General features: G+C 40.9%; 28 protein-coding genes, 1 tRNA gene and 4 pseudogenes. 25 read left to right on the forward strand and 8 right to left on the reverse strand.

Annotated elements, in window-relative coordinates; genetic code table 11:
* The first annotated feature begins 62 nt into the window (after positions 1 to 62).
* From ACSLFW_RS20405 to ACSLFW_RS20430, 6 genes are all read left to right on the forward strand, one after another.
* Entirely contained in the window at positions 63 to 827 is a 765-nt protein-coding gene (locus ACSLFW_RS20405; RefSeq protein ID WP_436557502.1) for a sensor histidine kinase, read from the forward strand.
* Positions 820 to 1,383, forward strand: coding sequence for a hypothetical protein (locus ACSLFW_RS20410; protein ID WP_436557277.1), 564 nt, complete (start codon positions 820 to 822; stop codon positions 1,381 to 1,383). The genes ACSLFW_RS20405 and ACSLFW_RS20410 overlap by 8 nt, the downstream gene beginning before the upstream one ends.
* Positions 1,384 to 1,537: 154 nt before the next feature.
* Positions 1,538 to 1,693 carry a hypothetical protein gene (locus tag ACSLFW_RS20415; protein WP_436557278.1) on the forward strand — a complete coding sequence of 52 codons (156 nt, stop codon included), beginning with the start codon at positions 1,538 to 1,540 and terminating at the stop codon, positions 1,691 to 1,693.
* 3 nt (positions 1,694 to 1,696) lie between these two features.
* Positions 1,697 to 2,515, forward strand: a complete 819-nt coding sequence (locus ACSLFW_RS20420) for a hypothetical protein (protein ID WP_436557279.1) — start codon at positions 1,697 to 1,699, stop codon at positions 2,513 to 2,515.
* On the forward strand, positions 2,466 to 2,990 hold the full coding sequence (locus ACSLFW_RS20425; RefSeq protein ID WP_436557280.1) for a T9SS type A sorting domain-containing protein: 525 nt from the start codon (positions 2,466 to 2,468) through the stop codon (positions 2,988 to 2,990). The genes ACSLFW_RS20420 and ACSLFW_RS20425 overlap by 50 nt, the downstream gene beginning before the upstream one ends.
* A 6-nt stretch (positions 2,991 to 2,996) precedes the next feature.
* A complete protein-coding gene (locus ACSLFW_RS20430; RefSeq protein WP_436557281.1) occupies positions 2,997 to 3,722 on the forward strand; it encodes a T9SS type A sorting domain-containing protein in 726 nt (241 codons plus the stop codon).
* A gap of 65 nt (positions 3,723 to 3,787) precedes the next feature.
* Here ACSLFW_RS20430 and ACSLFW_RS20435 read toward each other — a convergent pair whose 3' ends face one another.
* The 3 genes from ACSLFW_RS20435 to ACSLFW_RS20445 are packed head-to-tail and all read right to left on the reverse strand — an operon-like array spanning position 3,788 to position 5,935.
* Complete coding sequence (locus ACSLFW_RS20435) at positions 3,788 to 5,317, reverse strand: DUF6029 family protein (protein ID WP_436557282.1); 1,530 nt, start codon at positions 5,315 to 5,317, stop codon at positions 3,788 to 3,790.
* Positions 5,229 to 5,456: a DUF6029 family protein gene (locus ACSLFW_RS20440; RefSeq protein ID WP_436557283.1), complete on the reverse strand. Its 228-nt coding sequence runs from the start codon at positions 5,454 to 5,456 to the stop codon at positions 5,229 to 5,231. Before ACSLFW_RS20440 ends, ACSLFW_RS20435 begins: the two co-directional genes overlap by 89 nt.
* A gap of 2 nt (positions 5,457 to 5,458) precedes the next feature.
* Positions 5,459 to 5,935, reverse strand: coding sequence for a peroxiredoxin family protein (locus ACSLFW_RS20445; protein WP_436557284.1), 477 nt, complete (start codon positions 5,933 to 5,935; stop codon positions 5,459 to 5,461).
* Between the two features lie 95 nt (positions 5,936 to 6,030).
* On the opposite strand from ACSLFW_RS20445, the gene ACSLFW_RS20450 reads away from it, so the two are divergent.
* Both ACSLFW_RS20450 and ACSLFW_RS20455 read left to right on the forward strand, forming a co-directional pair.
* The gene (locus tag ACSLFW_RS20450; RefSeq protein ID WP_436557285.1) at positions 6,031 to 6,324 is read left to right on the forward strand and encodes a hypothetical protein; all 294 of its coding nucleotides are present in this window, start codon (positions 6,031 to 6,033) and stop codon (positions 6,322 to 6,324) included.
* The gene (locus ACSLFW_RS20455; RefSeq protein ID WP_436557286.1) at positions 6,321 to 6,806 is read left to right on the forward strand and encodes an Omp28-related outer membrane protein; all 486 of its coding nucleotides are present in this window, start codon (positions 6,321 to 6,323) and stop codon (positions 6,804 to 6,806) included. Before ACSLFW_RS20450 ends, ACSLFW_RS20455 begins: the two co-directional genes overlap by 4 nt.
* Positions 6,807 to 6,939: 133 nt before the next feature.
* Here the strand turns inward: ACSLFW_RS20455 and ACSLFW_RS20460 are convergent, their stop codons facing one another.
* Together ACSLFW_RS20460 and ACSLFW_RS20465 are read right to left on the reverse strand one after the other, a co-directional pair.
* Complete coding sequence (locus tag ACSLFW_RS20460) at positions 6,940 to 7,440, reverse strand: DinB family protein (protein ID WP_436557287.1); 501 nt, start codon at positions 7,438 to 7,440, stop codon at positions 6,940 to 6,942.
* A gap of 242 nt (positions 7,441 to 7,682) precedes the next feature.
* Positions 7,683 to 8,132, reverse strand: a complete 450-nt coding sequence (locus tag ACSLFW_RS20465; RefSeq protein WP_436557288.1) for an SRPBCC domain-containing protein — start codon at positions 8,130 to 8,132, stop codon at positions 7,683 to 7,685.
* Between the two features lie 502 nt (positions 8,133 to 8,634).
* Here ACSLFW_RS20465 and ACSLFW_RS20470 point away from each other — a divergent pair.
* From ACSLFW_RS20470 to ACSLFW_RS20485, 4 genes and pseudogenes are all read left to right on the forward strand, one after another.
* Positions 8,635 to 9,777, forward strand: a complete 1,143-nt coding sequence (locus ACSLFW_RS20470) for a cation:dicarboxylate symporter family transporter (RefSeq protein WP_436557503.1) — start codon at positions 8,635 to 8,637, stop codon at positions 9,775 to 9,777.
* 101 nt (positions 9,778 to 9,878) lie between these two features.
* Positions 9,879 to 10,073 (forward strand): hypothetical protein, encoded by a 195-nt coding sequence (locus ACSLFW_RS20475; RefSeq protein WP_436557289.1) that lies wholly within the window; start codon positions 9,879 to 9,881, stop codon positions 10,071 to 10,073.
* A gap of 117 nt (positions 10,074 to 10,190) precedes the next feature.
* Positions 10,191 to 10,582: pseudogene (locus tag ACSLFW_RS20480) on the forward strand (DUF3095 family protein).
* 32 nt (positions 10,583 to 10,614) lie between these two features.
* Positions 10,615 to 11,276, forward strand: a pseudogene (locus ACSLFW_RS20485) (DUF3095 family protein).
* A 36-nt stretch (positions 11,277 to 11,312) separates the two neighbouring features.
* Here the strand turns inward: ACSLFW_RS20485 and ACSLFW_RS20490 are convergent.
* A tRNA-Leu gene (locus ACSLFW_RS20490) sits at positions 11,313 to 11,395 on the reverse strand.
* A gap of 124 nt (positions 11,396 to 11,519) precedes the next feature.
* Here ACSLFW_RS20490 and ACSLFW_RS20495 point away from each other — a divergent pair.
* The 3 genes and pseudogenes from ACSLFW_RS20495 to ACSLFW_RS20505 all read left to right on the forward strand — a co-directional run bounded on the left by ACSLFW_RS20495 (position 11,520) and on the right by ACSLFW_RS20505 (position 15,424).
* Positions 11,520 to 12,692 carry a 5-(carboxyamino)imidazole ribonucleotide synthase gene (locus ACSLFW_RS20495; protein ID WP_436557290.1) on the forward strand — a complete coding sequence of 391 codons (1,173 nt, stop codon included), beginning with the start codon at positions 11,520 to 11,522 and terminating at the stop codon, positions 12,690 to 12,692.
* Positions 12,689 to 13,168, forward strand: coding sequence for a 5-(carboxyamino)imidazole ribonucleotide mutase (purE, locus tag ACSLFW_RS20500; RefSeq protein ID WP_436557291.1), 480 nt, complete (start codon positions 12,689 to 12,691; stop codon positions 13,166 to 13,168). Before ACSLFW_RS20495 ends, purE begins: the two co-directional genes overlap by 4 nt.
* A 207-nt stretch (positions 13,169 to 13,375) precedes the next feature.
* Positions 13,376 to 15,424: pseudogene (locus ACSLFW_RS20505) on the forward strand (M3 family metallopeptidase).
* Between the two features lie 96 nt (positions 15,425 to 15,520).
* Here ACSLFW_RS20505 and ACSLFW_RS20510 read toward each other — a convergent pair.
* Entirely contained in the window at positions 15,521 to 15,952 is a 432-nt protein-coding gene (locus ACSLFW_RS20510; protein WP_436557292.1) for a hypothetical protein, read from the reverse strand.
* A 184-nt stretch (positions 15,953 to 16,136) separates the two neighbouring features.
* Here ACSLFW_RS20510 and ACSLFW_RS20515 point away from each other — a divergent pair, with 184 nt between their 5' ends.
* The 5 genes from ACSLFW_RS20515 to ACSLFW_RS20535 all read left to right on the forward strand — a co-directional run bounded on the left by ACSLFW_RS20515 (position 16,137) and on the right by ACSLFW_RS20535 (position 19,090).
* On the forward strand, positions 16,137 to 16,634 hold the full coding sequence (locus ACSLFW_RS20515; RefSeq protein WP_436557293.1) for a GbsR/MarR family transcriptional regulator: 498 nt from the start codon (positions 16,137 to 16,139) through the stop codon (positions 16,632 to 16,634).
* Between the two features lie 58 nt (positions 16,635 to 16,692).
* Entirely contained in the window at positions 16,693 to 17,334 is a 642-nt protein-coding gene (locus ACSLFW_RS20520) for a YqjF family protein (RefSeq protein ID WP_436557294.1), read from the forward strand.
* Positions 17,335 to 17,398: 64 nt separating this feature from the next.
* The gene (locus ACSLFW_RS20525; protein ID WP_436557295.1) at positions 17,399 to 18,187 is read left to right on the forward strand and encodes a hypothetical protein; all 789 of its coding nucleotides are present in this window, start codon (positions 17,399 to 17,401) and stop codon (positions 18,185 to 18,187) included.
* 2 nt (positions 18,188 to 18,189) lie between these two features.
* Entirely contained in the window at positions 18,190 to 18,630 is a 441-nt protein-coding gene (locus ACSLFW_RS20530) for a hypothetical protein (protein ID WP_436557296.1), read from the forward strand.
* 1 nt (position 18,631) lies between these two features.
* Positions 18,632 to 19,090, forward strand: a complete 459-nt coding sequence (locus tag ACSLFW_RS20535; RefSeq protein ID WP_436557297.1) for an SRPBCC family protein — start codon at positions 18,632 to 18,634, stop codon at positions 19,088 to 19,090.
* 23 nt (positions 19,091 to 19,113) lie between these two features.
* Here ACSLFW_RS20535 and ACSLFW_RS20540 read toward each other — a convergent pair whose 3' ends face one another.
* Complete coding sequence (locus ACSLFW_RS20540; protein ID WP_436557298.1) at positions 19,114 to 19,773, reverse strand: hypothetical protein; 660 nt, start codon at positions 19,771 to 19,773, stop codon at positions 19,114 to 19,116.
* Between the two features lie 257 nt (positions 19,774 to 20,030).
* Here ACSLFW_RS20540 and gcvP point away from each other — a divergent pair.
* From gcvP to ACSLFW_RS20565, 5 genes and pseudogenes are all read left to right on the forward strand, one after another.
* Positions 20,031 to 22,869: pseudogene (gene gcvP / locus ACSLFW_RS20545) on the forward strand (aminomethyl-transferring glycine dehydrogenase).
* Positions 22,870 to 22,949: 80 nt separating this feature from the next.
* Positions 22,950 to 23,324 (forward strand): group III truncated hemoglobin, encoded by a 375-nt coding sequence (locus ACSLFW_RS20550; protein WP_436557299.1) that lies wholly within the window; start codon positions 22,950 to 22,952, stop codon positions 23,322 to 23,324.
* Positions 23,325 to 23,458: 134 nt separating this feature from the next.
* Positions 23,459 to 24,520 (forward strand): 3-oxoacyl-ACP synthase III family protein, encoded by a 1,062-nt coding sequence (locus ACSLFW_RS20555; protein WP_436557300.1) that lies wholly within the window; start codon positions 23,459 to 23,461, stop codon positions 24,518 to 24,520.
* Between the two features lie 78 nt (positions 24,521 to 24,598).
* The gene (locus ACSLFW_RS20560; protein ID WP_436557301.1) at positions 24,599 to 25,120 is read left to right on the forward strand and encodes a methyltransferase; all 522 of its coding nucleotides are present in this window, start codon (positions 24,599 to 24,601) and stop codon (positions 25,118 to 25,120) included.
* Positions 25,120 to 25,977 (forward strand): glycosyltransferase, encoded by an 858-nt coding sequence (locus tag ACSLFW_RS20565; RefSeq protein WP_436557504.1) that lies wholly within the window; start codon positions 25,120 to 25,122, stop codon positions 25,975 to 25,977. Before ACSLFW_RS20560 ends, ACSLFW_RS20565 begins: the two co-directional genes overlap by 1 nt.
* Positions 25,978 to 26,009: the final 32 nt, after the last annotated feature.

Raw genomic sequence — 26,009 nt, forward strand, 5'->3', positions numbered from 1 at the left:
TCCATCCGGAACTTAATGCTGCCGCCAATTATGCGCATGCGCTACAAAAGCAAATCAGCCTGATGCTGCTCAGTGCCGAAGAAGCAAAGCAGCGGAAACTCAGCGAAAAGCTGCGCGAAACCAATGCAGAACTCGAAAACATCAACTGGATCAGTACACACGATTTGCAGGAACCGCTTCGGAAGATACAATTCATTTCGTCGATGCTGCTTGAAAAAGAAACCGAAAATGTTCCGAAAAACGTTCTTGATGCGCTTGACAGAATGAATAAATCGGCCAGCCGCATGCAGACACTTTTGATCGACATTCTCAAATTTACCAAAATCAAATATGCCGCCGATGCGTTTGAGCAAACCGATTTGAATGTGATTTTAACCGATGTCATTGAAGACATCAGGGAAACGCTTAAGGAAAAGAATGCACAGGTTAATACTGATACAAAATTACCGGTAGTACACGGTGTTCCGTTTTTGCTCAAACAATTGTTTTCGAATATCATCCTGAATTCATTGAAATATTCAGCTGCCGACAGACCTCCAGTCATTAATATTACTGCCTACGAGCCCGAAAGCAGCCAGCACCTTGACAACAGGATGTGCCATGGCATCAGTTTTTCCGATAACGGAATCGGGTTTGCACAGCAATATGCCGAAACGATATTCAATATTTTCGCAAGACTTCATCACCACAATGAATATAAGGGTTCCGGGGTTGGCCTCGCGTTGTGCAAGAAAATAATGCAGACACACGACGGGACGATTACAGCTTCTGGAAAACCGGGTGAAGGGGCAGTCTTTACGATTTATTTTCCGTGTGAGAATGAATAATGCATTGTATGAAAATATTTCAAAAAGTACAGCGCATCGTTTAAGCAGGGAAACCAATGCCCAACTCATTTTAGAAAATCCGCAATTATTTCCGCATTTACTCGAAATCGCATTCGATACAGATGACAAAAACCACCACAAGGCCTGCTGGATTCTGGAATTGGTGCTTGAAGAAAACATTGACTGGCTTTTTCCTGATCTTGATGCATTTTGCAATCAGCTAAAAGTATTTTCTAATGAAAGTGCGATGCGCTCTATTGCAAAAATCTGCCAGTTTTCAGCTGTCGAACATACGAAGAAAGTAAAATCAAATCCTATTTTTCTCAATGAAAAACAGCAACAGCAAGTCACTGAAAGTTGTTTTTACTGGCTTATTGACGATCATAAAGTGGCAGCGAAAGCCTATGCGGCAAGGGCTTTATTTGAATTGGGAGAGGAATCTGACTGGATTTACCAGAAATTAGCTGTTGTTCTGGAAAGTGGTTTCAGCAATCATTCGGCGGCATATAAGGCCGTAGCGCGTGAAATCCTCAAAGCCATTTCCAGCCCAAAATAAGCATTCAAAAAATATTTTGGGAAATTCCGATAAAGATTTTTATAAAGCCTGACAATAAATATGTTATAAAAAAATATTTTAAGAAAATGCATTCGGATATGATAAAAAAAAAACTTAATATTGCGGAAACTATAAACTACTAATAACTTAACTTATGAAGAAAATTACTCTGGCCTTGTCCCTTTTATTTTTCGCATTCCAGGGAAATGCACAAATCGCTGACGGCAGCGTTGCCCGGATTTTACTGCGACAGATATTAACGGTACTGTTCACCACCTGTCTGATTATCTTGCAGCCGGAAAAACTGTAATCCTTGACATTTCTGCCACATGGTGCTGAACCTTGCTGGGCTTACCACAACACGCATGCACTTGACGATTTGAACGAAGCTTACGGCGTGACTGCCTCTGACGAAGTTGTCGTACTTTTCGTAGAAGGCGATCAAACAACCGGTTATGCCGATTTAATGGGGCAGACTGCTGCATCTCAGGGTGACTGGGTAGCGGGTTCTAATTATCCAATCATTGATGACAATGCTTCAACTGACATTGCCAGCGCCTACCAAATTTCTTATTTCCCGACTGTTTACAGGATTTGCCCTAACGGACTTGTTTCTGAAGTAGGCTCGCTGACAGCTTCGGCCTTAAGAAGTTCAATCAATAACAATTGCGGCCTTCCGGCAATGAGTGGTGTTCAGAATTTTGCCAAAATGATTGACAATGAAACCGGATTTTGCACCACTACAGGAAGCCCGGTTACAAAGATGAGAAATTACGGCAGTAACGCTATTACTTCTGCAACTTTAAATCTTAAAGAAAATGGTACTGTTGTAGCCACCAAAGAGTACGTTGGAACTGCAACACAGTTTACTACGAAGAACGTAACGTTTGACGCGGTAACAATTAATCCGGCAAGCACTTACACGGTTGAACTTACCAATGTAAATGCACAGCCAAATACAGAAACTGAATTCGCAACTGCGGCAATGAATTTATATGTTGCCAAACCAACTGACTTAAACATTGTAGTTAAAGTTTACACTGATAACTATCCGACTGAAATCAAATGGAGAATTAAGAACAGTGCAGGTTTTATCGTTGCCAGCGGCGGCCACTTATGTTGGAGGTGCTAACGGAGGAGGTATTGATGCAAATACCACAAAAACACAGAATGTAACTTTAACAGCAGACAATTGCTTTAGTGTAGAATTACTGGACACTTATGGTGACGGGTGGAATCTTGGAAATACACCACACGGATTGGAAATTTTCTCAGCAGACAATACTTCTTTGCTGGATATCCCTGTTGGTAATTTCGGAACATTGCTTTCAAAAGGCAATGCTTTGACAACAACAAATCTTGGTGTTGCAACGCCTGAGGTTAAATCTTTCGGATTGTATCCAAATCCCTCAACCGGAATCGTTAACATCAACACTGACAGCCCAGTAAATGTTGCAGTAATGGATGTGACAGGGAAAGTAGTTTTCTCTGCTTCAAACGTAACAAGCCAGACACAATTAAACCTTTCAGGACTTCAAAAAGGTATGTACATCGCGAAAATCAGCGGTGAAAATACTTCAACTACTGAAAAAGTAATATTAAAATAATACGCAATGAAAAAGATTTTAGTTTCAATTTTTTGCCTTTCATCGGTGTTTACATTTGCACAATTGCGGATGGAAAGACTTGATGGAACGCCAATCAACAATGGTGATGTATTCACTTATAACGACGCAACTTATCCGGGTTCGATATTCTCATACAAAATGTTCAATGATTCTGATCAGGAAATCACAGTGAAAAGTAAAGTTATCAGCATCACAAACGGAAATGGAACGAACGTACAGTTTTGCATTGGGCTGATTTGCGTTGCTAACCTGACCGTCGGAAACTCTTACCCGAATACAGGAGTGATCATTGATGCGCAAGGTGACAATGGAAATTTCGATCACTTTGAAAATTCAAACACAGGATTAAATCCTGCTCTTCCGTTGGAATATACTTTTAAATATTACATGGTAAACGCTTCTAATGTTGAAGTTGGAAATTCGGTGACTTACACTTACCGTTACACTTCAAATTTAGGTGTTGCAGGCAATTCGCTTGAGAATACAGGCATCCAGTTGCAGTCAAATGTAATCGCAAATGAATTGAACATCCGTGCTACGAAAAATGTTGAAATGACGCTTTTCGACATGAACGGAAGGTTGGTAAACACTTCGAAGTTAACTTCAGGAGATCACGCAATCAACGTTTCAAACCTTAATGCAGGCGTTTACATTGCAAATTTCGTAAATGACGAAGGCAGAACCGCCACTTCAAAAATCATTAAGAAATAATCAAATTTGATTCCATAAAAAAAGACTGCTTTCGGGCAGTCTTTTTTGTTTTATAGAAGTATGTTTTAAAACGTCGTATTCAGCGATAATGAAATTCCGGTACTTTCGGGAACAAAGCGGCAAACACCGCCCACGCAAACCAATCCGCCGCGCTGTCTTCCGTAATTCACCGCAATTCTTGTAGCGCTTTTTCTGTAGGCGCCTCCGAAATTATAATAGTGGTTGCGCATTTCAGGGTCGTCATTTCCGTAGTTATAAATGTCAGAAGTATAGAAAGACAATTTAGAATTCACATTGAATTCAAACGTTCCGCCTGCCCAGTTTTTCTTGTCTGAATCAGCCCACATATGTTCTCCCAGAAGCCTTACTGATTTCGCAGCACCAAATTTATAGGTAGCTTCGGCTGCAATGATGTTGGTTTTCACAAGGCCTTCCGTCTCTTCAATCAGCTTTTTGTTGTAGTATTGGTTGATGTATGAGAACATCCCCTGCCATTTGCTGTTCCATTTTTTGGTGATTTCGACATTGTAATCTGAAAAATATTTTTTCCCGAATCCGAAGAAATCTGCATCGAAACGCTTTTTGTCAGAGATGTAAAAATCACCGCCGAGTGCATTCCAGTTGGAGAAATTGAAGGCGACTTTCATCCCGCCTTTTCCACCAATTGGCGTACCTTTTTTGAAATCGTAAAACAAATCAACCTGACCACCGATTTCTCCTGCTTTCACCAAAGTTTCATCAGCAAGGATTACGTTTGGCTGTGCCTGGTATACATAAATATTCGCGAGATTGTAATGGTGTTGCTTTGTAAGGCTCGGAATAAAGTTCATAATCCTGTCGTTGAATGCGTTTCCTTTGGCCTTTCTTTCAGAATAGAAGCCCATATTTTCAAGCCTTCTGAATGTCGCATCGATTCCGAATCCTTTTTTAGAATAACCGGTGTTGATGAGTAACGCATTTCCGGGTTCAATAAAATTATTCGGCACCTGACCGCTTACTTCCACTACCGCATCTTCGGATTTGTAATCATATTCAGCCGATAAATAATAGGATTTGTGGGTGAAATTCAATCTCCCGCCATACACACTGGTAAGACTGTTGAAATTCGGGTCGACGATATCGGTTTCCTCATCACGACCTACATAACTTGCGCCTAATGACAATCCGGAAGTTTTCATTTTGAAGATATCGGAAAGGCCGATTTCAGCATCAAATCCGTAAACATCGCCGTCTGAAACATCAAAACCGGTGCGTTGCCTGCCATAAATCCCTTTAAAAGTCAAATATTCAGTCGGCGTAAAAATCACGCGCCCGCCTCGTAAAGCATTATTGATTCCCAAAGCACGGTCTTCCCAACCGCGAAAAATCAATCCGCTGCCGAATTGCTCATAGAAATAACCCGCCGTCACATCGACCATTTTGTTTTTGAACTGTACAAAATAAGTCGCAACATTGGTTTCATTGAATTTCGGGTTGTAGTTCAGCAGTGCTTTTTCTTCGTAAGATTCACCCTGAATTCCGGCTGTCCAGTTTTTGTATTTGTAATTCAGAAGGAGGTAGCTGTTGGCGCGAACCGGCGCGTTCCGGATGCTCAATTCCTAAATCCTTATCATTGAGGTACCATTGGGCATTCGATTCAAATCCGCCATAAAAACTGCCTTTATCTTTTGGTTCTTCCTGCGCATAAAGCTGCACCGAAGCCAGTATGACCAAGCCTGAAAGTAATTTCTTCATGCTTACAAGGTCTTTAATTTGGCGAACAATTCCTCTTCGCTTCCCGGGACATACCCATTCTGGATGTGCACGATGACACCATTTTTTACCACAACTGTATACGGAATATTGACAATTGAAAGCGCTCTTTTTAAATCCTGGTTAGAATCGAGCAGCACTTTGTATTCCCAGCCTTTTCCGCTTACCAAAGGATGCACTCGTTTTTGTGTACGTGCATCATCTGTGGAAACGGCAACAATTTCAAGATTAAGTTCTTTCTTCCAACCGGCTTGTAAATCATTCATCTCATCGAGTTCCTGAATACACGGCGCACACCACGTAGCCCAGAACGAGAAGATGTAAATTTTGTCCTTTTCGTTAAAATCATTTTTAAGCGAAACCTTCACGCCGTCGGTGTTGTTAAGGGTCAGATCCGGCAGTTGTTTTTGCGCAGATAAGTGACAGGCGGTGAGCAATAGCAGTAATAGTAGTTTTTTCATTTGTATTTGTTTAGTATGCAAATAAATAAATAAAATGCATCAATATAAAATTAAATTTGTTTTAATTTGTAAACCAAAATTTAATTTTTGCTACAATGAAAAAGTTCCCTCTCCTCCCACTTTTATTTGTTTCGATATTTGCCGTTTCGTGCAGCGAAACCAATGTGATCCGCGAAGATGTAATCATCGACGAAACTCCGGATGCACCTGCGGTTTCAGGCCAATTCCAGAAGCGTGTGCTGATTGAAGATTACACCGGAACCTGGTGTGGCAACTGTACGCGTGTTGCTTACGGAATCGACCAGGCAAAAGCGATTTCAGACCGTGTGGTTTCTGTAGCGATTCACAGTGGCGATGATCCGTACGATTTCGAACAAATTGGCCGTTGAAAAACCTGATTTCTCCTGAATTTGATTTGGAATTGCCACAGGTAAGACTGAATCGTGTTACTACATGGACTTATCCGGAAACCAACACATTTAACCAGGTCACCAATCTGACCAGTAATAATTGCGGATTGGGTTTGGCGATGACATCATCTTTGTCAGGTAACACCGTGAACCTTGATGTGAATATCAAGTTCGTAGACAATTATACAGAAGATTTGAGGCTTGTGGTTTATGTATTGGAAAATCATCTGCATTATACACAACGCAATTACACCACTTATTACGATGCTGTAAATCCGATTCCGAATTTTGAACACAATCACGTTTTGCGTACGTCTTTCACCAATCTTTTAGGTGATTTGATTACGGAAGGAACCGGTTTCGGCCAATCAGTAACCAAGCATTTTTCGCTTCCTGTTCCTGAAAATGTCGAGAATGGCGAAAACATCAGCTTTGTAGCATTTGTAGTCGGTTCCGGATAATAAGGTAATCAATGTTCGTGCTACAGAAGGCGTTAATGAAACGCAGGCTTTCGAGCAAAATCCGTAAGATCTAAAATTCCAAAATAAAAAATCCCAAATTCCAACTAAAAAAGAATTTGGGATTTTTTATGCGTTATACTTTTTGTGAAATCTTCCGCATTTGATGAATGTGCCGCTGCGTATGGAAAATTACAAAGGCGATTAATTCGATGCGCGTTAATTTACCAAATCCCGGAATTTCAAAATCAAGGCAGGTTTGCGACAAATCCAGGTTTTCGATGGCTTCAGATAAATCTTCTTCTAAATTTTTAAAGAAAGTCACGAATTTTTCGGTTTTGTATTTTTTGAATTCCGGGATGATGAAAACCGGCGATTGCATTTTTGTATCGAAATTCATGAATAAATCGCGAAGCTGCGCTATTTTTTCTTCCGGGTCACGGTCGGTCGCTGCAGTATTTCCGTTTAAAACACTTGTGACGTTTCCGGCAGATAATTTAATGTGCTGTGCGACCTGACCGGCAGTCCAGCTTCCTTCGAATGGGATTTTATTGAAATTTTCTTCCGAAAAGGAATCAATTAATTGGGTTAATTCTTCAAAAACAGGCACAGCGAGCGATGCGATTGGATAATCCATAGTTTAGAATTTAAGCGTTATCCTTAATTATTTCGGGGATTTAAAATCTGTAGTAGAACAAAAAACTTTAACAATTTTTACGGCAATCCCGTATCCAACAAAGTCATTTTTTTGTTAGGGATGCATTGCCCCTTCCCTTAAGGTAAAATACGATTTTTTTCGATACGTTGTATTACGGGAAAACCGTAAAAATTGTTAAACCTTAAGCGAATGAATTTCACAGTCGTTAAACAAACCAAAATCTACGAAAGCCCTTCGGCAAGCTGTTTGATTTTGTGCATCGCTTTGTCCCATTGTTCTGACATCTCGAAATAGTACTCTTCACCCATATCGCAGGCAACATCGAGCTGCGTCACACCGTCTTCAACAGTAAGTTTGTACACTTCAAGGCAGCCTTTCATATCTTTGGCCAATTGTGTTTCGTAATCCTCCTTACCATCCCTTACCATGCCTTCATATTCGATGGCAAGCGATTCAAAGGCATCATGCACTATTATTTTTCCTACAATACCATTACCGCCTTCATCGGTAAAAATGGCTTTACTACCCAACTCCCAATCGGTTGTAGCGCGTGTGCCTTCACTGAAAACAGCGTACCATTGTTTGTTATATTCGTCATTGGTTAATACTTCCCAGACTTTTTCGCGTGGCGCAAAAATACTGAGGGTCTTGCTGATGGTTTTTAGTTGCATGATGAAATTGGTTTGTTTTTATAAATTTACGAAAACCTGAATTGTTGCGAATTGTTTTTAACGACTTTTTATGGTTGCTGAATCATATCGCTGGTTATTTATTCAGTACCGTTGGTTATTTGAAAGGCTTCGCCCATTAGTTAAAGCGGTTCGCCGACGAAGCCTCTTAACTAATGGGCGAAGCCTTTCAGCTAACCGGCGAAGCTTCTCAACTAATCACCGAAGACCAGTAACTAACCGGCGAGAGGCATTAACTAATGCGCGAAGCGTATTAACTAACGAGCGAGTAAGCTTAACTAACAGCCGGGTGGGTTCAACCAATGAGACAATTCAGATTACAATACCTTTCAGGCATTGAATAACCAACAATATACTGCAGCGCAATTTCCGTAAGTCAAAAAATACTACATTAGCCCATCTCCGAAAACCGCAAATAATCTGACATGAAAATCTTTCGCAACCTCATCACCAATTTAACTTTCTGGGTGCTTGTCGCCATTATCTGCGGTGTTTTACTTGGCAACTATTATCCGAAAGACGCAATGAAAATGAAATTACTGGGCGAATATTTCATCACGCTCATCAAAATTTTCATTGGTCCATTATCTTCCTGACGATAGTACTCGGCATCAGCGGTATGGGCGATTTGCGGAAAGTCGGCCGCATCGGATTAAAATCATTGATTTATTTCGAAGTCGTGACGACATTTGCATTAATTATTGGCGTGGCGTCAGCTTATGTAATCCAACCAGGGAAAATCGACAAATCCGGACTTGAAATTGGTGATGCCAGTACTTATACATCACAAGCCGGAAAAGCCTTCGACTGGATTGAATTCTTCAAATCGAATTTTACTTTGCAGGTTTTGATTGCGGCAATCATCGTCGGAGTCGCACTCAATTATTACAGCAAAAGAGAAATGGTTGTGGCGCAATTGTACACCGCGTCCAAATTCATTTTCAAAGCATTGAAATTGGTCATGTACCTCGCCCCCGTCGGTGCTTTTGGCGGAATGGCGTATACCGTTGGAAAATTCGGCCTGCACACACTCGTGCCACTCGGAAAACTAATGCTTACGATGTACATCACGATGGGATTGTTCGTCTTCGTTGTTTTCGGCGGAATATTGCGCTACTACAAAATAAAAATCCTCGATTTCCTGAAATTTATCAAAGCCGAATTGCTGATTGTTTTGGGAACCTCATCTTCCGAACCTGCCCTGCCAAACCTTATGGAAAAACTCGAAAGAATGGGTTGCAGCAAATCTGTTGTCGGTCTCGTTGTGCCAACCGGATATTCATTTAACCTTGACGGGACATCGATTTATCTTTCGATGGCCGTAATTTTCCTCGCACAATTGTATGACGTACATTTGACTTTTACCGAAATACTAACCATTATCGCTTTACTGATGCTGACTTCAAAAGGTGCTGCCGGTGTTACCGGAAGCGGATTTATTGTGTTGGCTTCAACACTCACAGCCATTCATAAAATCCCGGTTGAAGGACTCGCTTTCCTGCTTGGTGTTGATAAATTTATGAGCGAAGCGCGCGCAATCACAAATTGTATCGGAAATGGTGTAGCCGCCATCGTGATTTCCAAAAATGAAGGTGAATTTGTAGATGCAGAACATCCGTGGACATAAGCGAATATAAATCCAAAGCTAAAACCCTGCAACATTGCCGCGTAATCATGTAAACAGAAATGTATGAAAAGTCCGAAATTTACATTCTAAACACAAAAATCATGAATGTTAAAAGACTTTTCGGAACCATTTTAACGATACTGGGCATCGTTGGATTGATTTATGCAGCCGTAATTTTTGCCGGTACCAGCGGCGGAACACGCGATATTAAAGGACTGATTATTTATGGCATACTCGGACTCGTTTTTTTCATTTCGGGAATTGGCCTTGTAAAAAATACCAAAGACGAAGCATAATTCAATTTCAAGAATTGTATTAAAATCTGCGTATCTTTATTGTAAATGAAGAATATGACAGGTAATGATCATTTTTATTCAAATCTTCCTTTAAAACGCTTGCCATTATGGGAGTTGATGAGTGATGAGCAATCATTTCACGCTGTTCCCGAAGACTGGCATGTCATCATAACCGACATCAAAAGTTCTACGCTGGCGGTCATGAGCGGTCGTCATGAAGAAGTCAATCTCATTGCCACCGGCAGCATCGTAACCGTACTTAATATAGCTTTCGCGATGAATATTACGGTGCCTTTCTTTTTGGCGGAGACGGTGCAACATTCATAGTTCCGGTTTCGCTGATTGATCAATTGATGGAAGCGCTTGGTTTTTACAGGACAAATACCTTGACCAATTTTAATATGGAATTGCGCACCGGAACTGTTCCGGTGTCGCAGATTTATAACGCCGGGCATTCCATTAAGATTGCGAAATTCAGCAGTTCTGCTTCGTTTTTATTCCGATTGTAACCGGAAACGGACTCAATTTTGCAGAACAAATCATCAAAGGCGACAATTATCTTTTTTCCGATGCAATAGCTCAAGGCGAACCCGACCTGAGCGGAATGCAATGCCGATGGGACAAAATTGCGCCGCCACAGGACAAAGAAGAAATCGTTACGCTGCTCGTCATTGCCAACGAAGCTTCAAATCAATTAGCTGCATTCGGGAAAATCCTGAAAAAATTAGACGAATTATATGGTGCTCCTGAAAAAAGGCAACCCATATCAGTAGCAAAATTGAAACTTAAAACCACTTTCAATCGCTTAAGTGCCGAAATGAAAGTACGCCTTGGTAAAATCAAATGGGTTGAATTACTCAAAACATGGCTTACCACACTTTACGGCTATTTTTATTTCAGTACAAAAGAGGAAAGAAATACCTCGAAAACCTCGTTGAAATGTCAGACACACTTGTCATTGACGGTAAAATAAATACCGTCATTTCGGGAACAAAACGGCAGCGTGAAGCCCTTCAGCAGTTATTGGATCAGATGGAAGCTGATAATGAAATCACTTACGGATTTCACACCAGCAGCGCCTCGATCATGTCGTGTTATGTGCGCAACCTCGAAGACGGCCATATTCATTTTGTCGACGGAGCTGAAGGCGGTTACACAAAAGCTGCTGCGGTCTTGAAGGAAAAACTTCGTAACCCGAAATAAAAACGCAACTGCTAATCAAGCAATTGCGTTTAAAATGTGCCCAGACCGGACTCGAACCAGCACACCCGAAGGCGCTGCGACCTGAACACAGTGCGTCTACCAATTTCGCCACTGGGGCATTCAGGGTTGTAAAAGTAATCGGTTTTTTTGGAAGCGGCAAACGATTTTCTGCCGAATTTACGAATTGCTTCATTCGCCCAAATGCCAACTAATTACTATCTTTGTGCCACACAACTGTAAAAAATGAATTATTTCTCATCCGATTTCAAACTCGGCATTCTTGGCGGCGGACAGTTAGGCAAAATGCTGCTTTCCGACACCCGAAAATTCGACATACAGACTTATGTGCTTGATCCAAGCGACGAAGCACCCGGAAAATATGCCTGCAATAAATTCTTTCAGGGCGATTTGATGGATTTTGATACCGTTTATTCTTTTGGAAAACTCGTTGATGTACTGACTTTCGAAATCGAACTCGTCAACATCGCCGCTTTGGAAAAATTGGAAAATGAAGGATTGAAAGTGTATCCATCACCGAAAACCCTCAAATTAATCCAGAACAAAGGCATCCAGAAAGATTTCTACGCAAAAAACAATATTCCGACTGCCGGTTTCAGAAGATTTCCTGATAAAAATACTTTTCAGGAAGCAGTTACAGCGAATGAAATTTTGTTCCCATTTATCTGGAAATGTACAGAATTTGGATACGATGGTAATGGCGTTAAAGTTGTCCGTCAAGCGGAAGACATTCAGAATCTTCCTGACGTCGAATGTATTTCTGAGGATATGATTCCGTTCAAAAACGAACTCGCCGTTATCGTTTGCCGAAATCCATCCGCTGAAATCAAGACGTATCCGGTTGTCGAAATGGAATTCCACCCCGAAGCCAATCAGGTAGAATATGTAATCTGTCCGGCAAGAATCGATGAAAAAGTGGCTGAAAAAGCATGTGCGGTTGCCCTCGAAGTTTCGAGAAAATTCGAACACGTGGGTTTATTGGCCGTAGAAATGTTCCAGACCGAGAATGATGAAATTTTAGTCAATGAAGTAGCGCCACGACCTCACAATTCAGGACATTATTCAATTGAAGCGAGCTATACTTCCCAATTTGAAAACCACATCCGTGCAATTCTTGATCTGCCTTTAGGAAACACCGACAGCAAAGTCGCCGGAATTATGGTAAATTTGGTTGGTGAAGAAGGCCATTCCGGAAACGTCGTTTATCAAAATATTGATACAATTCTTGGATGGAATGGCGTTACACCGCACATTTACGGCAAGAAACAAACACGTCCGTTCCGCAAGATGGGACATGTAACGATTGTTAATGATGATATTTCGGAAGCGCGCAAAATTGCAGAACAAGTTAAAAATACCATTCGCGTAATCAGCGACCAAAACCCTGAACCCAAATGAAAGTAGCAATAATAATGGGCAGCATTTCCGACATGCCAATCATGCAGGAAGCTGTGGATATTCTAAAAAATTTCGGAATCGAGACAGAAGTCGATATCGTTTCGGCACACCGAACGCCTGAGAAATTATTTGATTTTAGTAAAAATGCGCACCAACGAGGGATTTCCGTAATCATCGCCGGAGCCGGTGGTGCAGCGCATTTACCAGGAATGGTCGCGTCGATGTCGCCTTTGCCGGTAATCGGCGTTCCGGTAAAATCGAGTAATTCAATTGATGGCTGGGACAGCGTTTTATCAATTTTGCAAATGCCGGGTGGTGTGCCTGTTGCGACAGTTGCCTTAAACGGCGCCAAAAATGCCGGAATTCTCGCAGCACAGATCATTGGCAGCCATGAAAAAAATATACTGGATAAAATTGTCGCTTATAAAGAAAGTCTGAAAGAAGCCGTCAATAAATCTTCTGAAGGCCTTAAATAAAAAAGCTCCTGGATTTGGGATACAGGAGCCATAAATTTAAAAGCTTTGAATCTGAATTTATTTTTTTGATTTGGGGCAAAAAAGATAAAATATGAAAAGATTCAAATCGTATAAAAATTAAAATCTACGGTAAAAGTACACAAAAAATCGACAAAATACATCTTTTAACAAATTTTAACATTTTTATTTTTAAATGTTAAAATTATAATTTCAGAATATCATTTAAAATATGAGCAATATCAACTTCCCTTTGGGACAAAATTTGACACCGCACCTTTTTCCAAAATAAAAAACGAAGATTACAAACCGGCTTTTGAACAGGCCATTGAAGAAGCGCGAAAAGAAATCGACGATATCATCAAAAATTCCGAAGTTCCTACTTTTGAAAATACCATTGCCGCGCTTGATTTTTCAGGAGAAAAACTTGACCGCATTTCCAGTATCTTTTTTAATCTGAATTCCGCAGAAACCAATGACGAAATCCAGAAAATTGCTCAGGAAGTTTCGCCATTATTAACGGCTTTCAGTAATGATATTACGCTCAACGAAGATTTATTCAAAAGGATAAAAACGGTTTACGAACAAAAGAGTCGCTCAATTTAAATACAGAACAATCAACTTTACTCGATAAAAAATTCAAGGTTTTTTCAAGAAACGGCGCATTGCTTTCGCCGGAAAAGAAAGAACGCCTGCGCGAAATCGACAAAGATCTGGCAAAGCTGAAACTGACTTACGGAGAAAATGTCCATGGCAGAAACCAACAATTATCAATTGCATATCACCAATGAAAATGACCTTTCAGGTTTGCCGGAAGGTGCCATTGAAGCAGCAAAAACTTTAGCCACTTCCAAAGAACTTGACGGCTGGATTTTTACTTTGGATTTTCCAAGCTACATCCCGTTCGTCACTTATGCCGACAAACGCGAATTGCGCAAAGAAATCGCTGTATCGGCCGGAAAAAAAGCTTTTCAGAACAACGAATTCGACAATCGCGAAAACGTATTGAAAATCGCAAAACTGCGCCACGAGCGTGCCCATCTGCTCGGTTATAAAACCCATGCCGATTTCGTCCTTGAAGAAAGGATGGCGCAAACACCAGAGAAAGTAAAATCGTTTTTAAATGATTTACTCGAAAAAGCAAAACCTGCCGCCGAACGTGAATTTGCGCAACTGACCGCTTTCGCGAAAAATCTTGACAATATTGATCACCTTGAAAAATGGGACGGTGCTTATTATTCTGAAAAACTCAAACAGCAATTATTCGAACTTGATGACGAAAAATTAAAACCTTATTTTCAACTCGAAAATGTACTCAACGGCGCTTTTACAATTGCACAAAAATTATTCGGCATCACTTTTACCGAAATCACAGGCATCGACAAATACCATACAGACGTTCAAACCTTTGAAGTGCGCGACGAAAAAAACGAACTCGTTGCCATTTTCTATGCCGATTTCTTCCCAAGAAAAGGCAAACGCAACGGTGCGTGGATGACTTCCTACAAACCGCAATTCGTCAAAAATGGTGTAAACGAAAGACCACACGTTTCTATCGTTTGTAATTTTACGCCGCCAACCGAGACAAAACCTTCGTTGCTGACTTTTAACGAAGTGACGACTTTATTCCACGAATTTGGCCACGCGCTGCACGGAATGCTCGCCAACACCACATACGCAAGCCTGTCAGGAACTTCGGTTTATTGGGATTTTGTTGAATTGCCGAGCCAGGTGATGGAAAATTGGTGTTATGAGCCTGAAGCTTTGGCGTTATTCGCAAAACATTACAAAACCGGTGAAATCATTCCGCAGGAATATGTGCAGAAAATCAAGGAAAGTGCGAGTTTCCTCGAAGGAATGGCGACTTTACGCCAACTGAGTTTCGGCTTGCTGGATATGGCTTTCCACAGCGAAGATCCGGCTGCAGTTATGGATGTAAAGGCTTTTGAAAAAGCAGTTTTTGAAAACACTACTTTATATCCTGATGTGGCTGAAAACTGCATGAGTACGTCATTTTCACATATTTTCCAAGGCGGCTATTCCTCAGGTTATTACAGTTACAAATGGGCTGAAGTGCTCGATGCAGATGCATTCGCATATTTTCAGGAAAAGGGGATTTTCGATATTGCAGTCGCACAAAAATTTAAAGAAAACGTCCTTTCCAAAGGCGGTACGGAACATCCTATGATGTTATATAAACGCTTCCGCGGACAGGAACCAAAACCTGAAGCGTTGCTGAAAAGAGCAGGATTGTTATAAAATAAAATGGGAGCCGATTTGTCGACTCCCATTTTCGTTACTGGTGATCCATTCAGCTCCAGCTTCCTTTGCCTCCAAAAGCACCGCCGCCATCACCTACTCCGGTCGCCGTGGCGTTGCCGTTAGCACCCAGGTTATTTGGCATACGCCGCCCATATCGCTGCCAAAAAAGACACCGAAATCTTCTGTCGCCAGCAAAGCAGCTTCGTCGCTGTAATAAAGTACACCCGCAGCGGTCATGTCGCCAACGCCGAGACCGCCGGCACTTCCTGTGAAAGTTCCGATGCTTGCAGTTACTGTAAGATGCGTGTAGACCAAAATAGAATCAATACTAATCATACACGGAATAGAGGTCATTCCCTCAGCAACGGCCTCTTTGTTAATTGCCGGGCTATCCGCTAATGATGTTGGCAGCGGTGCAGCACTCGGTGCTGGCGGATTGTTTTCGTCAATACCCTGGCTCGCAAAATTTGCAAGCGCTTGCTGTTTTCTTGTCTCCTGATCCGGAGCGTTCAAATTGTCAGACATATCGTTATGTTTTATTGGTTATGAACTTAGTGAAGGATAAAATAACGACTATATAATAAAATATTTATACGTATAAATACCTGTTTTTCAAATTATTGACTCCTTTAAAAAAAATAAAATTTACACACAGCAATAACTTTCATTTTTTATTGAAACTTTAAAAACAATTCATTATCTTTACATCATGGAATTCAAAGAAGCCAAAAATAAATTCATCCAGACATGGGGCGCACTCGGTTCGCAATGGGGCATCAATAAAACAATGGCTCAGATTCACGCGCTTTTGATGGTGTCAAATATTCCGGTTTCGATGGAGGAAATTATGGATGAACTCAAAATTTCGCGCGGTAATGCCAGCATGAATTTACGAGCGCTGATGGATTGGGGCATCGTTTACAAAGAATACAAACAAGGCGAAAGACGCGAATTTTTCACCGCCGAAAAAGATCTTGACGAACTCGCTGTAAAAATTGCAAAAGAAAGAAGCAAACGTGAAATCAAGCCTGCGCTTCGGGTTTTGAAAGAAGTAACTTCTATCCGCCCGAACGATTCCGCTGAAGCGAAACATTTTGTTGATCAAACCACCAAATTATATGATTTCGTTTTGAAAGCCGATAATATGCTTGAGAAAGTCACTGAATTTAAAGACAACTGGCTGGCTGTTTGGTCGTTAAGATTATGAAATAAAAAAATTTGAAATTAAGTTTCATTTTTAATTGAAACTTCTAAAACTTTTAGTCATGAGTTTTTTAAAAGCAGGATGGAAAAATTTAGCATTGATTAATTATGAAATCAATCCGCAAGTACTGAAAAAATATGTACCGTTTGGGACAGAAATCGATTTTTGGAATGGAAAATGTTACGTCAGTTTAGTCGGTTTTTTATTCCACGATACAAGAGTTATCGGCCTTGCAGTTCCATTTCATACCGATTTTGAGGAAGTGAATTTAAGGTTTTACGTCAAGAGATTTGAAAATGGCAAATGGAAACGCGGCGTTGTCTTCATTAAGGAAATCGTTCCGAAACGTGCCATCGCTTTAATCGCCAATCTGCTTTTTAAAGAGCATTATTATACGATGAAAATGAGCAATTCTTATGTTGAAACCGCGCATTCGCATACGTTCACTTACAACTGGTTCTCAAAAAAACATAGGAATTTCATTGAGGTTGAAACAAAAAAAGAACCAAGTCCGATTCTGCCAAATTCTGAAGCTGAATTTATCACAGAACATTATTTCGGCTACACAAAATTTACCGAAAGTAAAACTTTTGAATATGAAGTTACGCATCCAGGATGGCGGCAATATGAAGTAATCCGATTTGATATGGATGTGCATTTCGAATACAATTACGGCCCGATTTCGACATCCTCAAAAATCTGAAGCCAGTTTCTGTAATGTTAGCAGAAGGTTCCGGAATTACTGTAGAAAATAAAAAAACAATTTTATGAAAACGCTCGAGAACCAAACCCTCCTCTACGACGAAGATTGCCCAATGTGCAAACTTTACACCGCCGGTTTCATCAGAGCCGGAATGCTTGACAAAAATGGCAAAAAACCGTTTTCTGCAATTTCTGCTGAAGAAGATTTTATCGATTTAAAACGCGCCTCAAATGAAATCGTACTCATCGACAACCAAAATAAAACCGCCATTTACGGCATCGACAGTTTGCTGAAAGTTATCGGAAATTCATTTCCGTGGATAGAAAAAGCCGGTAATTTTACACCAATAAAATATCTTCTGAAAAAATTATATTCTTTTATTTCTTACAACAGGAAAGTCATAATTCCAAGCAGGACTGACGGAAATGTGCGACAATGCGTTCCGGATTTTAATTACAGATACCGATTCTTTTACATCATTTTTGCAGCATCTGCAAGTGCGTCTATTTTTTCGAAATTAAATTTTCCGACAAGTGAAATTTTTATCTTCAATCTCGGACTTGTAATTTTTCAAAGCCTGTTTATATTGAAATACGACGCCGAAAAAATATTGAATTACGCCGGAAACCTGATGACCGTTTTACTTTTCGGGAGCTTGATTCTCATACCGGTTTTTGTTTTAAATATTTTGATAAAAGTGCCCGGAGTCTTGGTACAAATTTGGTTTCTGATCGGTTTTCTGATAATGCTTGCCGAACATTTGCGCCGATTGAGATTGCTTCAATTGCCTTTGTACCTCGCTGCAACATGGACTGTCTATGCTGCAATTATTATTCATTTTTTAAACTCATAATCATGAATTTCAACATCCCAAACTGGCTGATCATCGCAAGCGGAATTGGCCAGATTTTCACTGCAATGATTTATCCGTACATCCGCCATCAGGTTTTTGACTGGTACAACGACGTGAAAAAGCTTAAACCATTGAACCAGGAAATCGCCAAAACTTACGGCCGCTATATCCAAGGGTTGAATTTCTCTTTCGGATTGATCGCTATTATTTTTACAGATGAATTAAAGGAAACCTCAGCATTGGCGGTAGCTTTAACAGGATTGATTGCAATGTATTGGGTCGGGAAAGTCGCCACGCAAATTGCCTATTATCCAATGTATGACATTCCGAAAAAGACAATTTTCAAAATCGGAAGCTACGGGATGAATTGCCTTTTCGTGCTTTTTGCTGTTGTAAATACATTGCTTTTCGTTCATAATATTATCGGACATTATCAATTCTAAAATGACTGAAATAAACCTGACAACCATCGTCAACGCTCCAATCGAAAAGGTTTTTGACATTAACCGAAATATCGACATCCATTTGCTTTCAACAAGCCAGTCAAATGAAAAAGTGATTGCAGGAAGAACTTCAGGATTGATTGAATTGGGCGAAACCGTAACCTGGAAAGCCAAGCATTTCGGCTTCTGGCTGACACATAAAAGCCTGATTTCTGAAATGGATTTTCCAATTTATTTTGTGGATGAAATGCTCGAAGGTCAGTTCAAATCTTTCCGGCATGAACATTCATTTGAAGTTTTGGACGGAAAAACAGTTGTGACAGACAAAATTCAATATGAAACGCCATTTGGGATTTTCGGGAAGATTTTCGACAAGATGATTTTGAAAAATTACCTGACGGAATTCATTCGGAACAGGAACGCAATCCTGAAAGGATTAACAGAAAAACAACAGCAATAACCACCATAAAACCGGGATACTTTCTACCCAAAATGAAGTGTAGTATTTCGATCTTTTTCATTCGCAAAAATCAGAAAAGTGGCGACAGCAATCACTAAAGCTATATTTACAAGCACTTGATTCGCGTCAAATTTTATCTTCAGGAATTCAAGGAAATAAAATGCAATCAGTAAAATCAATCCTAAAATTTTCGTCCGCTTCATGCCAATCTGCTGCGGGACGGTTTGCAAATGCGGGTCGTCTTTTGATAAATCTATGATTTCAAAAATCAACACCAAAACAAAAATCAGCAGAAAGCGCTGCACTAATTTGAGGTAAAAATCAGAAGTGAAAAGCTGCTGCAATTGCGGATCAGCATTTAAAACCGGAAGCACGACGGTCACGCCAACCCAGCAAACCGAAACGATATAAATCTTGATTCCGGCCGAATTGCGCGCGTTTTTTCTATTCGGGAAGAAAGGCAAAGTATATAAAACCGTCAATCCCAAAAATGCCGTGGAAATAATTTTAGTGATATTTTCAAGTTGAAAGAAACAATATCCTGCGGCTAAAACCGAGAAAAAACTCAGCACTGCAATCGCTTTCACACGAAAACTCGGCTCCCGTTTTCCGGTTCTGGCCAAAGCATCATATTTGACGAAATTATAACCTGCGATTGTTCCGAAAAAAGCAAAAAGTGACATGAATTCATGCTCCGGATTCTGAACATATGATGCGTCATCCGCACCAGCGCATAACATGACAGCGCCACATGGATGCTGCTTTGGATGTAAAAATCTAAAATGCGCCTGAAAACCGTCATTTTACAAATTTAATCAAACTGTTAATAACAACGCGTTTCAGTTGAAAAATACCCAAAAATCGACGTTAAAAAACGGATATATTAGAAGATTAATATTTAATTTTACGGACTTCAATTTTACACAACTTAAACTACTATATGAGAACAGATGCTTTCGCTTTAAGACATATCGACCAAGGGAAAACGACCTTTCGCACCTTTTGAAAACCGTTGGTGTTTCCGATTTGGACCAGTTGATTTATGAGACAATTCCGGACGATATCCGACTTAAAGCGCCCTTAATTTGGCTCCTGCATTGACCGAATTTGAATACCTGAACCACATCAGGAAACTCGGTAACAAAAACAAGGTATTCAGCACTTACATCGGACTCGGTTACCATGCGTCGATTGTGCCTGCGGTCATCCAGCGCAATGTGCTTGAAAATCCGGGCTGGTATACGGCTTATACGCCCTATCAGGCAGAAATTGCACAAGGTCGTCTTGAAGCCATCTTAAATTTCCAGACAACCGTTATTGAACTCAGCGGAATGGAAATCGCAAATGCTTCTTTACTCGACGAAAGTACCGCTGCTGCGGAAGCCATGGCATTGTTATTTGATGTAAGGACACGCGACCAGAAGAAAAATAACACGAATAAATTCTTCGTTTCTGAAGAAATATTGCCGCAGACCTTATCGGTTTTGCAGACACGTTCAACGCCAATCGGAATTGAACTCGTTATCGGCAACCACGAAAACTTCGATTTTTCAACTGATTTCTTCGGTGCGATGCTGCAATATCCGGCAAATACGGACAGGTTTACGATTACGCCGGATTTATCGCCAAAGCGAAAGCCAGTGAAATCAAGACTGCCGTTGCAGCAGATATTTTAAGCCTGGTGAAATTAACTTCTCCGGGAGAAATGGGCGCAGATGTTGTAGTTGGAACAACACAGCGTTTCGGAATTCCGTTAGGTTACGGCGGTCCGCATGCCGCTTATTTCGCCACAAAGGACGAATACAAACGCAGTATGCCGGGCAGGATCATCGGCGTGACGCAGGATGCGAATGGCAACCGCGCACTCCGTATGGCGTTGCAGACAAGAGAGCAGCACATCAAACGCGATAAAGCCACTTCGAATATCTGTACAGCACAGGTTTTATTAGCGGTGATGGCCGGAATGTATGCGGTTTACCACGGCCGAAAGGCTTGCAATATATCGCAGAAAAAGTACACGCTTGTGCAGTTACGACAGCAGATGCGTTGAATAAATTAGGCGTTTACCAAACCAATTCTGCTTTTTTTGATACGATTCTGGTGAAAGCAGATGCACAAAAAGTAAAAGCTGCCGCTGAGAAAAATGAAGTGAATTTCTTTTATCCGGATGCTGATACGGTTTCGATTGCGTTTAACGAAACAACTTCAATCGATAACATCAATAAAATTATCAACATTTTTGCAGAAGCGACCGGAAAAGAAACTTTCACGATTTCTGAATTGTCTTCGCAGAAAAATTACGGCGAAGGCCTTGAAAGAAAATCGTCGTTCTTACAGCACGAAGTTTTCAACAGCCATCATTCAGAAACTTCGTTGATGCGTTACATCAAAAAACTCGAAAGAAAAGATTTGGCGTTAAACCACTCTATGATTTCTTTAGGTTCATGCACGATGAAGCTTAACGCTGCTGCGGAAATGCTGCCTTTGAGCATGGGCATCTGGAACAACATCCACCCATTCGCACCGGTTGAACAAGCCGAAGGTTACCAAATCATGCTCAAAAAACTCGAAGAGCAACTGAACGTCGTAACTGGTTTTGCCGGCACGACTTTACAGCCAAATTCCGGCGCTCAGGGCGAATATGCCGGATTGATGGTGATTCGTGCTTATCACCACGCAAATGGCAATCACCACAGAAATGTATGTTTGATTCCGTCATCAGCGCACGGTACAAATCCGGCTTCGGCAGCGATGGCCGGAATGAAGATCATTGTGACCAAAACAATGGAAAACGGCAACATCGATGTGGAAGATTTACGCGCAAGAGCTATTGAATATAAAGATGAATTATCATGTTTGATGGTGACTTACCCGTCAACGCATGGTGTTTTTGAAAGCGCTATCCGCGAAATCACACAAATCATCCATGAAAATGGCGGACAGGTTTATATGGACGGCGCAAATATGAACGCACAAGTTGGACTCACAAATCCTGCAACAATCGGCGCCGATGTTTGCCATCTGAATTTACACAAAACATTCGCCATTCCGCACGGAGGCGGTGTGCCCGGCGTTGGTCGATTTGCGTTGCAGAGCATTTGGTTCCGTTCTTACCGACAAATCCGGTTATTCCAACTGGTGGCGAAACTGCAATTACCGCAATTTCAGCGGCTCCCTGGGGCTCGGCTTTGGTCTGTTTGATTTCTTACGGATACATTTCGATGTTGGGTGCTGAAGGATTGACGAATGCGACGAAATTCGCCATCCTCAATGCCAATTACATGAAAACGCGCCTGGAAAGCCACTACCCTATTTTATACACAGGCGAACGCGGCCGCGCGGCACACGAAATGATTCTCGATTGCCGTTCGTTCAAGCAAAACGGAATCGAAGTGACTGATATCGCCAAGCGTTTGATGGATTACGGTTTCCATGCACCAACAGTTTCTTTTCCTGTTGCAGGAACTTTGATGGTCGAACCTACAGAAAGCGAAGATGTAGCCGAATTGGATCGTTTTTGTGATGCGATGATTGCGATCCGAAAAGAAATTGAAGCAAGTTCAGTTGAAAATCCGGATAACGTATTGAAAAATGCGCCGCACACTTTGGCAATGCTGACTTCAGACCAATGGACGGCGCCTTACACGAGAGAGCAAGCCGCTTTCCCGCTCGATTATATCGCAGACAACAAATTCTGGCCAAGTGTTCGTCGTGTTGATGATGCTTATGGCGACAGAAACCTGATTTGTTCTTGTGCGCCAATCGAGGCTTACATGTAATTTTATTTTCAAAACATTCTAAAATTCAAAACCCTTTCCGATTTAATTCTGAAAGGGTTTTTACTAAATACCAATTCCAAATGAATGACATCGAAAACAAAGAAGATTTGCTTTTTCTGGTGGATGAATTTTACAAAAAACTGCTTTCCGATCCGACCATAAGCTATATTTTCACAGATGTTGTAAAAATAAAAATTGAAGAACATTTGCCGATTTTAGTCACATTCTGGTCGCAGGCTATTTTCAACACTGGCGGTTATTTCAACAATCTGACCCAAATACACCTTGACATCAGCAAAAAGGAATTCCTGACACCTGAATTATTCCAAATCTGGCTGGATCATTTCAACACGACCGTCGACGAACTTTTCAAAGGCGAAAATGCTGAAAAAATCAAAACGCAGGCATTGTCTATTTCCACAATAATGCAAATCAAAATTGCCCAGTCGAAATAAAGCTTTTATTTTTTGCAGGATTCTTATTTTTACAATTCATAAAATGACAATTCTGCAACACAAGCGAATTCGTCGCTTCATTCTGATTTCGCTGTCATTTTAATCGTAACTTAGCATTATTTATACCTCGAAACATGACAGTCAAGATTACGGGAATCGGAAGCTTTATACCCGAAACAGCCATTAAAAATACAGATTTCGGCGCGCACATTTTTTTAAATGAAGACGGGACGCAGCTTTCCCACCCGAATGACATTGTCATCCAAAAATTCAAAGACATCACCGGAATTGACGAAAGACGTTATGCCAACGAAAATATGGTAAGTTCTGATATGGCTGTAATCGCCGCAGAACGCGCCATTGAAAACGCCAATATTAACCGGGAAACTTTAGATTATATCATTCTTGCACACAATTTTGGCGATGTGAAAAAAGGTGCAATACAATCGGATATTCTGCCAAGCCTCGCCACACGTGTCAAACAAAAATTACAAATCAGGAATCCAAAATGTGTCGCTTATGACATACTTTTCGGATGTCCCGGCTGGGTTGAAGGCGTTCTGCAGGCCAATGCTTTCCTGAAATCCGGAATGGCGCAAAAATGCCTGGTGATTGGTGCTGAAACGCTTTCGCGCGTGATTGACGCCCATGACCGCGATTCTATGATATATTCTGATGGTGCCGGTGCATCTGTGGTCGAAATCTCAGAAGACGACAGCTCCGGGATTCTCGCATTCGAAAGCGCTACTTACGCCTACGAAGAAGCGGGTTATTTGTACTTCGGCAATTCTTATAACAAAGATTTAGATCCCGACGTGCGCTACATCAAAATGTACGGCAGGAAAATATACGAATTCGCGTTAAGCCGCGTACCTCAAGCGATGAAAGAATGCCTAGACAAAAGCGGCATTGAAATCGACGAAGTCAAAAAAGTCCTCATTCATCAGGCCAACGAAAAAATGGACGAAGCCATTATCCATCGTTTTTACAAATTATACGGCAAAACGCCGCCACCACTGATCATGCCGATGAGCATCCATGAGCTGGGGAACAGCAGCGTCGCGACCGTACCCACACTTTTTGACTTACTGGTTCAGGGAAAAATCAAAAATCAGGAGATCCACAAAGGCGATGTCGTAATTTTCGCTTCGGTTGGCGCCGGAATGAACGTAAATGCAATTGTTTACCGCTATTAATTTTTTGAAGCTGGTCTGGCTATCCACTGCAAATAACAACCATTCTTCTTATATTTGCGCGTTAGCAAATCTACAAACATGTACGAAAAGACTTTCCCCGAAAAACGTTTCAACCATACACTTGCTTTCTTAAAAAAGCACATTTCCACTAACGAGACAATCCTTGATCTTGGCGTTGAAAATCCGTTTTCAAAAATCATGATTGGCGCAGGGTTTTCCGTTTCAAATACGTCAGGCGAAGATTTAGACAAAGACCAGTCAGGCTTGCAAAAAACCACCGATGTTGTTACAGCATTTGAAATTTTTGAGCATTTGCTGAATCCGTATACGATTTTGCAGGAAATAAAAGCTGATAAATTGTTCATTTCGATTCCGATGCGATTGTGGTTTTCACCGGCATATCGCAGTAAAACTGATATGTGGGACCGCCATTATCATGAATTTGAAGACTGGCAACTCGATTGGCTTTTGGAAAAAACCGGCTGGAAAATCATCGATTCTGAAAAGTGGACAAATCCCGTAAAAAAATTCGGATTGCGGCCGTTGTTGCGCCGTTTTACGAATCGGTATTATATCGTTTACGCCGAAAAAATTAAATGATGAATTACCAGATTATTATTCCGGCCCATAATGAGGAGAAATTCATTGCATTAACACTTGATTCCTTGCGCAATCAAACTGTTTTGCCGAAGAATGTTTTGGTTGTAAACGACAATTCTACAGACGGCACACAAGCTATCCTCGACTCATTCTGCTTTCAATATCCGGAATTATTCTCAAGTGTAAGCCTGCAATCTGATGCAAAGCATTTACCGGGAAGCAAGGTGATTAATGCTTTTAACTTTGGCACTGTATTTATTGACAAAGAATACGATTTTATAGTAAAAGCCGACGCTGATTTAATTTTTCCTGAAAATTACTTTGAAACAATTATTGGCCATTTTCTATCAGACCCAAAGATTGGAATGGCCGGCGGATTCGCATTCATAGAAAAAAACGGCGAATGGGTTCTTGAAAATCTGACCGATAAAGACCACATTCGCGGTGCATTTAAAGCATATCGCAAGGAATGTTTTGAGCAAATCGGCGGCCTAAAAGCTGCAATGGGCTGGGATACCGTCGATGAATTGCTTTGTAAATTTTACGGCTGGAAAGTCGTCACAGATGCTTCATTAATCGTAAAACATCTGAAACCAACCGGCGCGAATTACAACAAAACTGCACGTTTCAAACAAGGCGAAGCTTTTTATTCGTTAGGTTACGGATTTACGATTACCGCAATCGCTTCGGCAAAATTAGCGATGCTAAAGAAAAAACCATTGCTGTTTTTTGATTATATCCGCGGATTTTTGAAAGCAAAATCTTCTAAAAGACCATTGCTGGTAACTGCCGAACAGGCAAAATTTATACGTTCCTACCGGCTTCAGAAAATGAAAGGCAAATTATTCGGAAATTGATTTTTCAGGATAAAAAACTGTTAAGCCAGCCC

The sequence above is a fragment of the Flavobacterium sp. 3HN19-14 genome, from assembly GCF_051373205.1.
Lineage (GTDB): Bacteria > Bacteroidota > Bacteroidia > Flavobacteriales > Flavobacteriaceae > Flavobacterium.

Excerpts from the sequence above, each read along its gene's own strand:
- ACSLFW_RS20535 (WP_436557297.1), top strand. The coding sequence starts at position 18,632 with ATGACTGAAATAAACCTGACAACCATCGTCAACGCTCCAATCGAAAAG.
- ACSLFW_RS20530 (WP_436557296.1), top strand. The coding sequence starts at position 18,190 with ATGAATTTCAACATCCCAAACTGGCTGATCATCGCAAGCGGAATTGGC.
- ACSLFW_RS20415 (WP_436557278.1), top strand. The coding sequence starts at position 1,538 with ATGAAGAAAATTACTCTGGCCTTGTCCCTTTTATTTTTCGCATTCCAG.
- ACSLFW_RS20405 (WP_436557502.1), top strand. The coding sequence starts at position 63 with ATGCTGCTCAGTGCCGAAGAAGCAAAGCAGCGGAAACTCAGCGAAAAG.
- purE (WP_436557291.1), top strand. The coding sequence starts at position 12,689 with ATGAAAGTAGCAATAATAATGGGCAGCATTTCCGACATGCCAATCATG.
- ACSLFW_RS20410 (WP_436557277.1), top strand. The coding sequence starts at position 820 with ATGAATAATGCATTGTATGAAAATATTTCAAAAAGTACAGCGCATCGT.
- ACSLFW_RS20460 (WP_436557287.1), bottom strand. The coding sequence starts at position 7,440 with ATGGATTATCCAATCGCATCGCTCGCTGTGCCTGTTTTTGAAGAATTA.
- ACSLFW_RS20430 (WP_436557281.1), top strand. The coding sequence starts at position 2,997 with ATGAAAAAGATTTTAGTTTCAATTTTTTGCCTTTCATCGGTGTTTACA.
- ACSLFW_RS20525 (WP_436557295.1), top strand. The coding sequence starts at position 17,399 with ATGAAAACGCTCGAGAACCAAACCCTCCTCTACGACGAAGATTGCCCA.
- ACSLFW_RS20560 (WP_436557301.1), top strand. The coding sequence starts at position 24,599 with ATGTACGAAAAGACTTTCCCCGAAAAACGTTTCAACCATACACTTGCT.
- ACSLFW_RS20440 (WP_436557283.1), bottom strand. The coding sequence starts at position 5,456 with ATGAAGAAATTACTTTCAGGCTTGGTCATACTGGCTTCGGTGCAGCTT.
- ACSLFW_RS20550 (WP_436557299.1), top strand. The coding sequence starts at position 22,950 with ATGAATGACATCGAAAACAAAGAAGATTTGCTTTTTCTGGTGGATGAA.
- ACSLFW_RS20555 (WP_436557300.1), top strand. The coding sequence starts at position 23,459 with ATGACAGTCAAGATTACGGGAATCGGAAGCTTTATACCCGAAACAGCC.
- ACSLFW_RS20515 (WP_436557293.1), top strand. The coding sequence starts at position 16,137 with ATGGAATTCAAAGAAGCCAAAAATAAATTCATCCAGACATGGGGCGCA.
- ACSLFW_RS20465 (WP_436557288.1), bottom strand. The coding sequence starts at position 8,132 with ATGCAACTAAAAACCATCAGCAAGACCCTCAGTATTTTTGCGCCACGC.
- ACSLFW_RS20475 (WP_436557289.1), top strand. The coding sequence starts at position 9,879 with ATGAATGTTAAAAGACTTTTCGGAACCATTTTAACGATACTGGGCATC.
- ACSLFW_RS20450 (WP_436557285.1), top strand. The coding sequence starts at position 6,031 with ATGAAAAAGTTCCCTCTCCTCCCACTTTTATTTGTTTCGATATTTGCC.
- ACSLFW_RS20495 (WP_436557290.1), top strand. The coding sequence starts at position 11,520 with ATGAATTATTTCTCATCCGATTTCAAACTCGGCATTCTTGGCGGCGGA.
- ACSLFW_RS20540 (WP_436557298.1), bottom strand. The coding sequence starts at position 19,773 with ATGTCACTTTTTGCTTTTTTCGGAACAATCGCAGGTTATAATTTCGTC.
- ACSLFW_RS20510 (WP_436557292.1), bottom strand. The coding sequence starts at position 15,952 with ATGTCTGACAATTTGAACGCTCCGGATCAGGAGACAAGAAAACAGCAA.
- ACSLFW_RS20565 (WP_436557504.1), top strand. The coding sequence starts at position 25,120 with ATGAATTACCAGATTATTATTCCGGCCCATAATGAGGAGAAATTCATT.
- ACSLFW_RS20445 (WP_436557284.1), bottom strand. The coding sequence starts at position 5,935 with ATGAAAAAACTACTATTACTGCTATTGCTCACCGCCTGTCACTTATCT.
- ACSLFW_RS20520 (WP_436557294.1), top strand. The coding sequence starts at position 16,693 with ATGAGTTTTTTAAAAGCAGGATGGAAAAATTTAGCATTGATTAATTAT.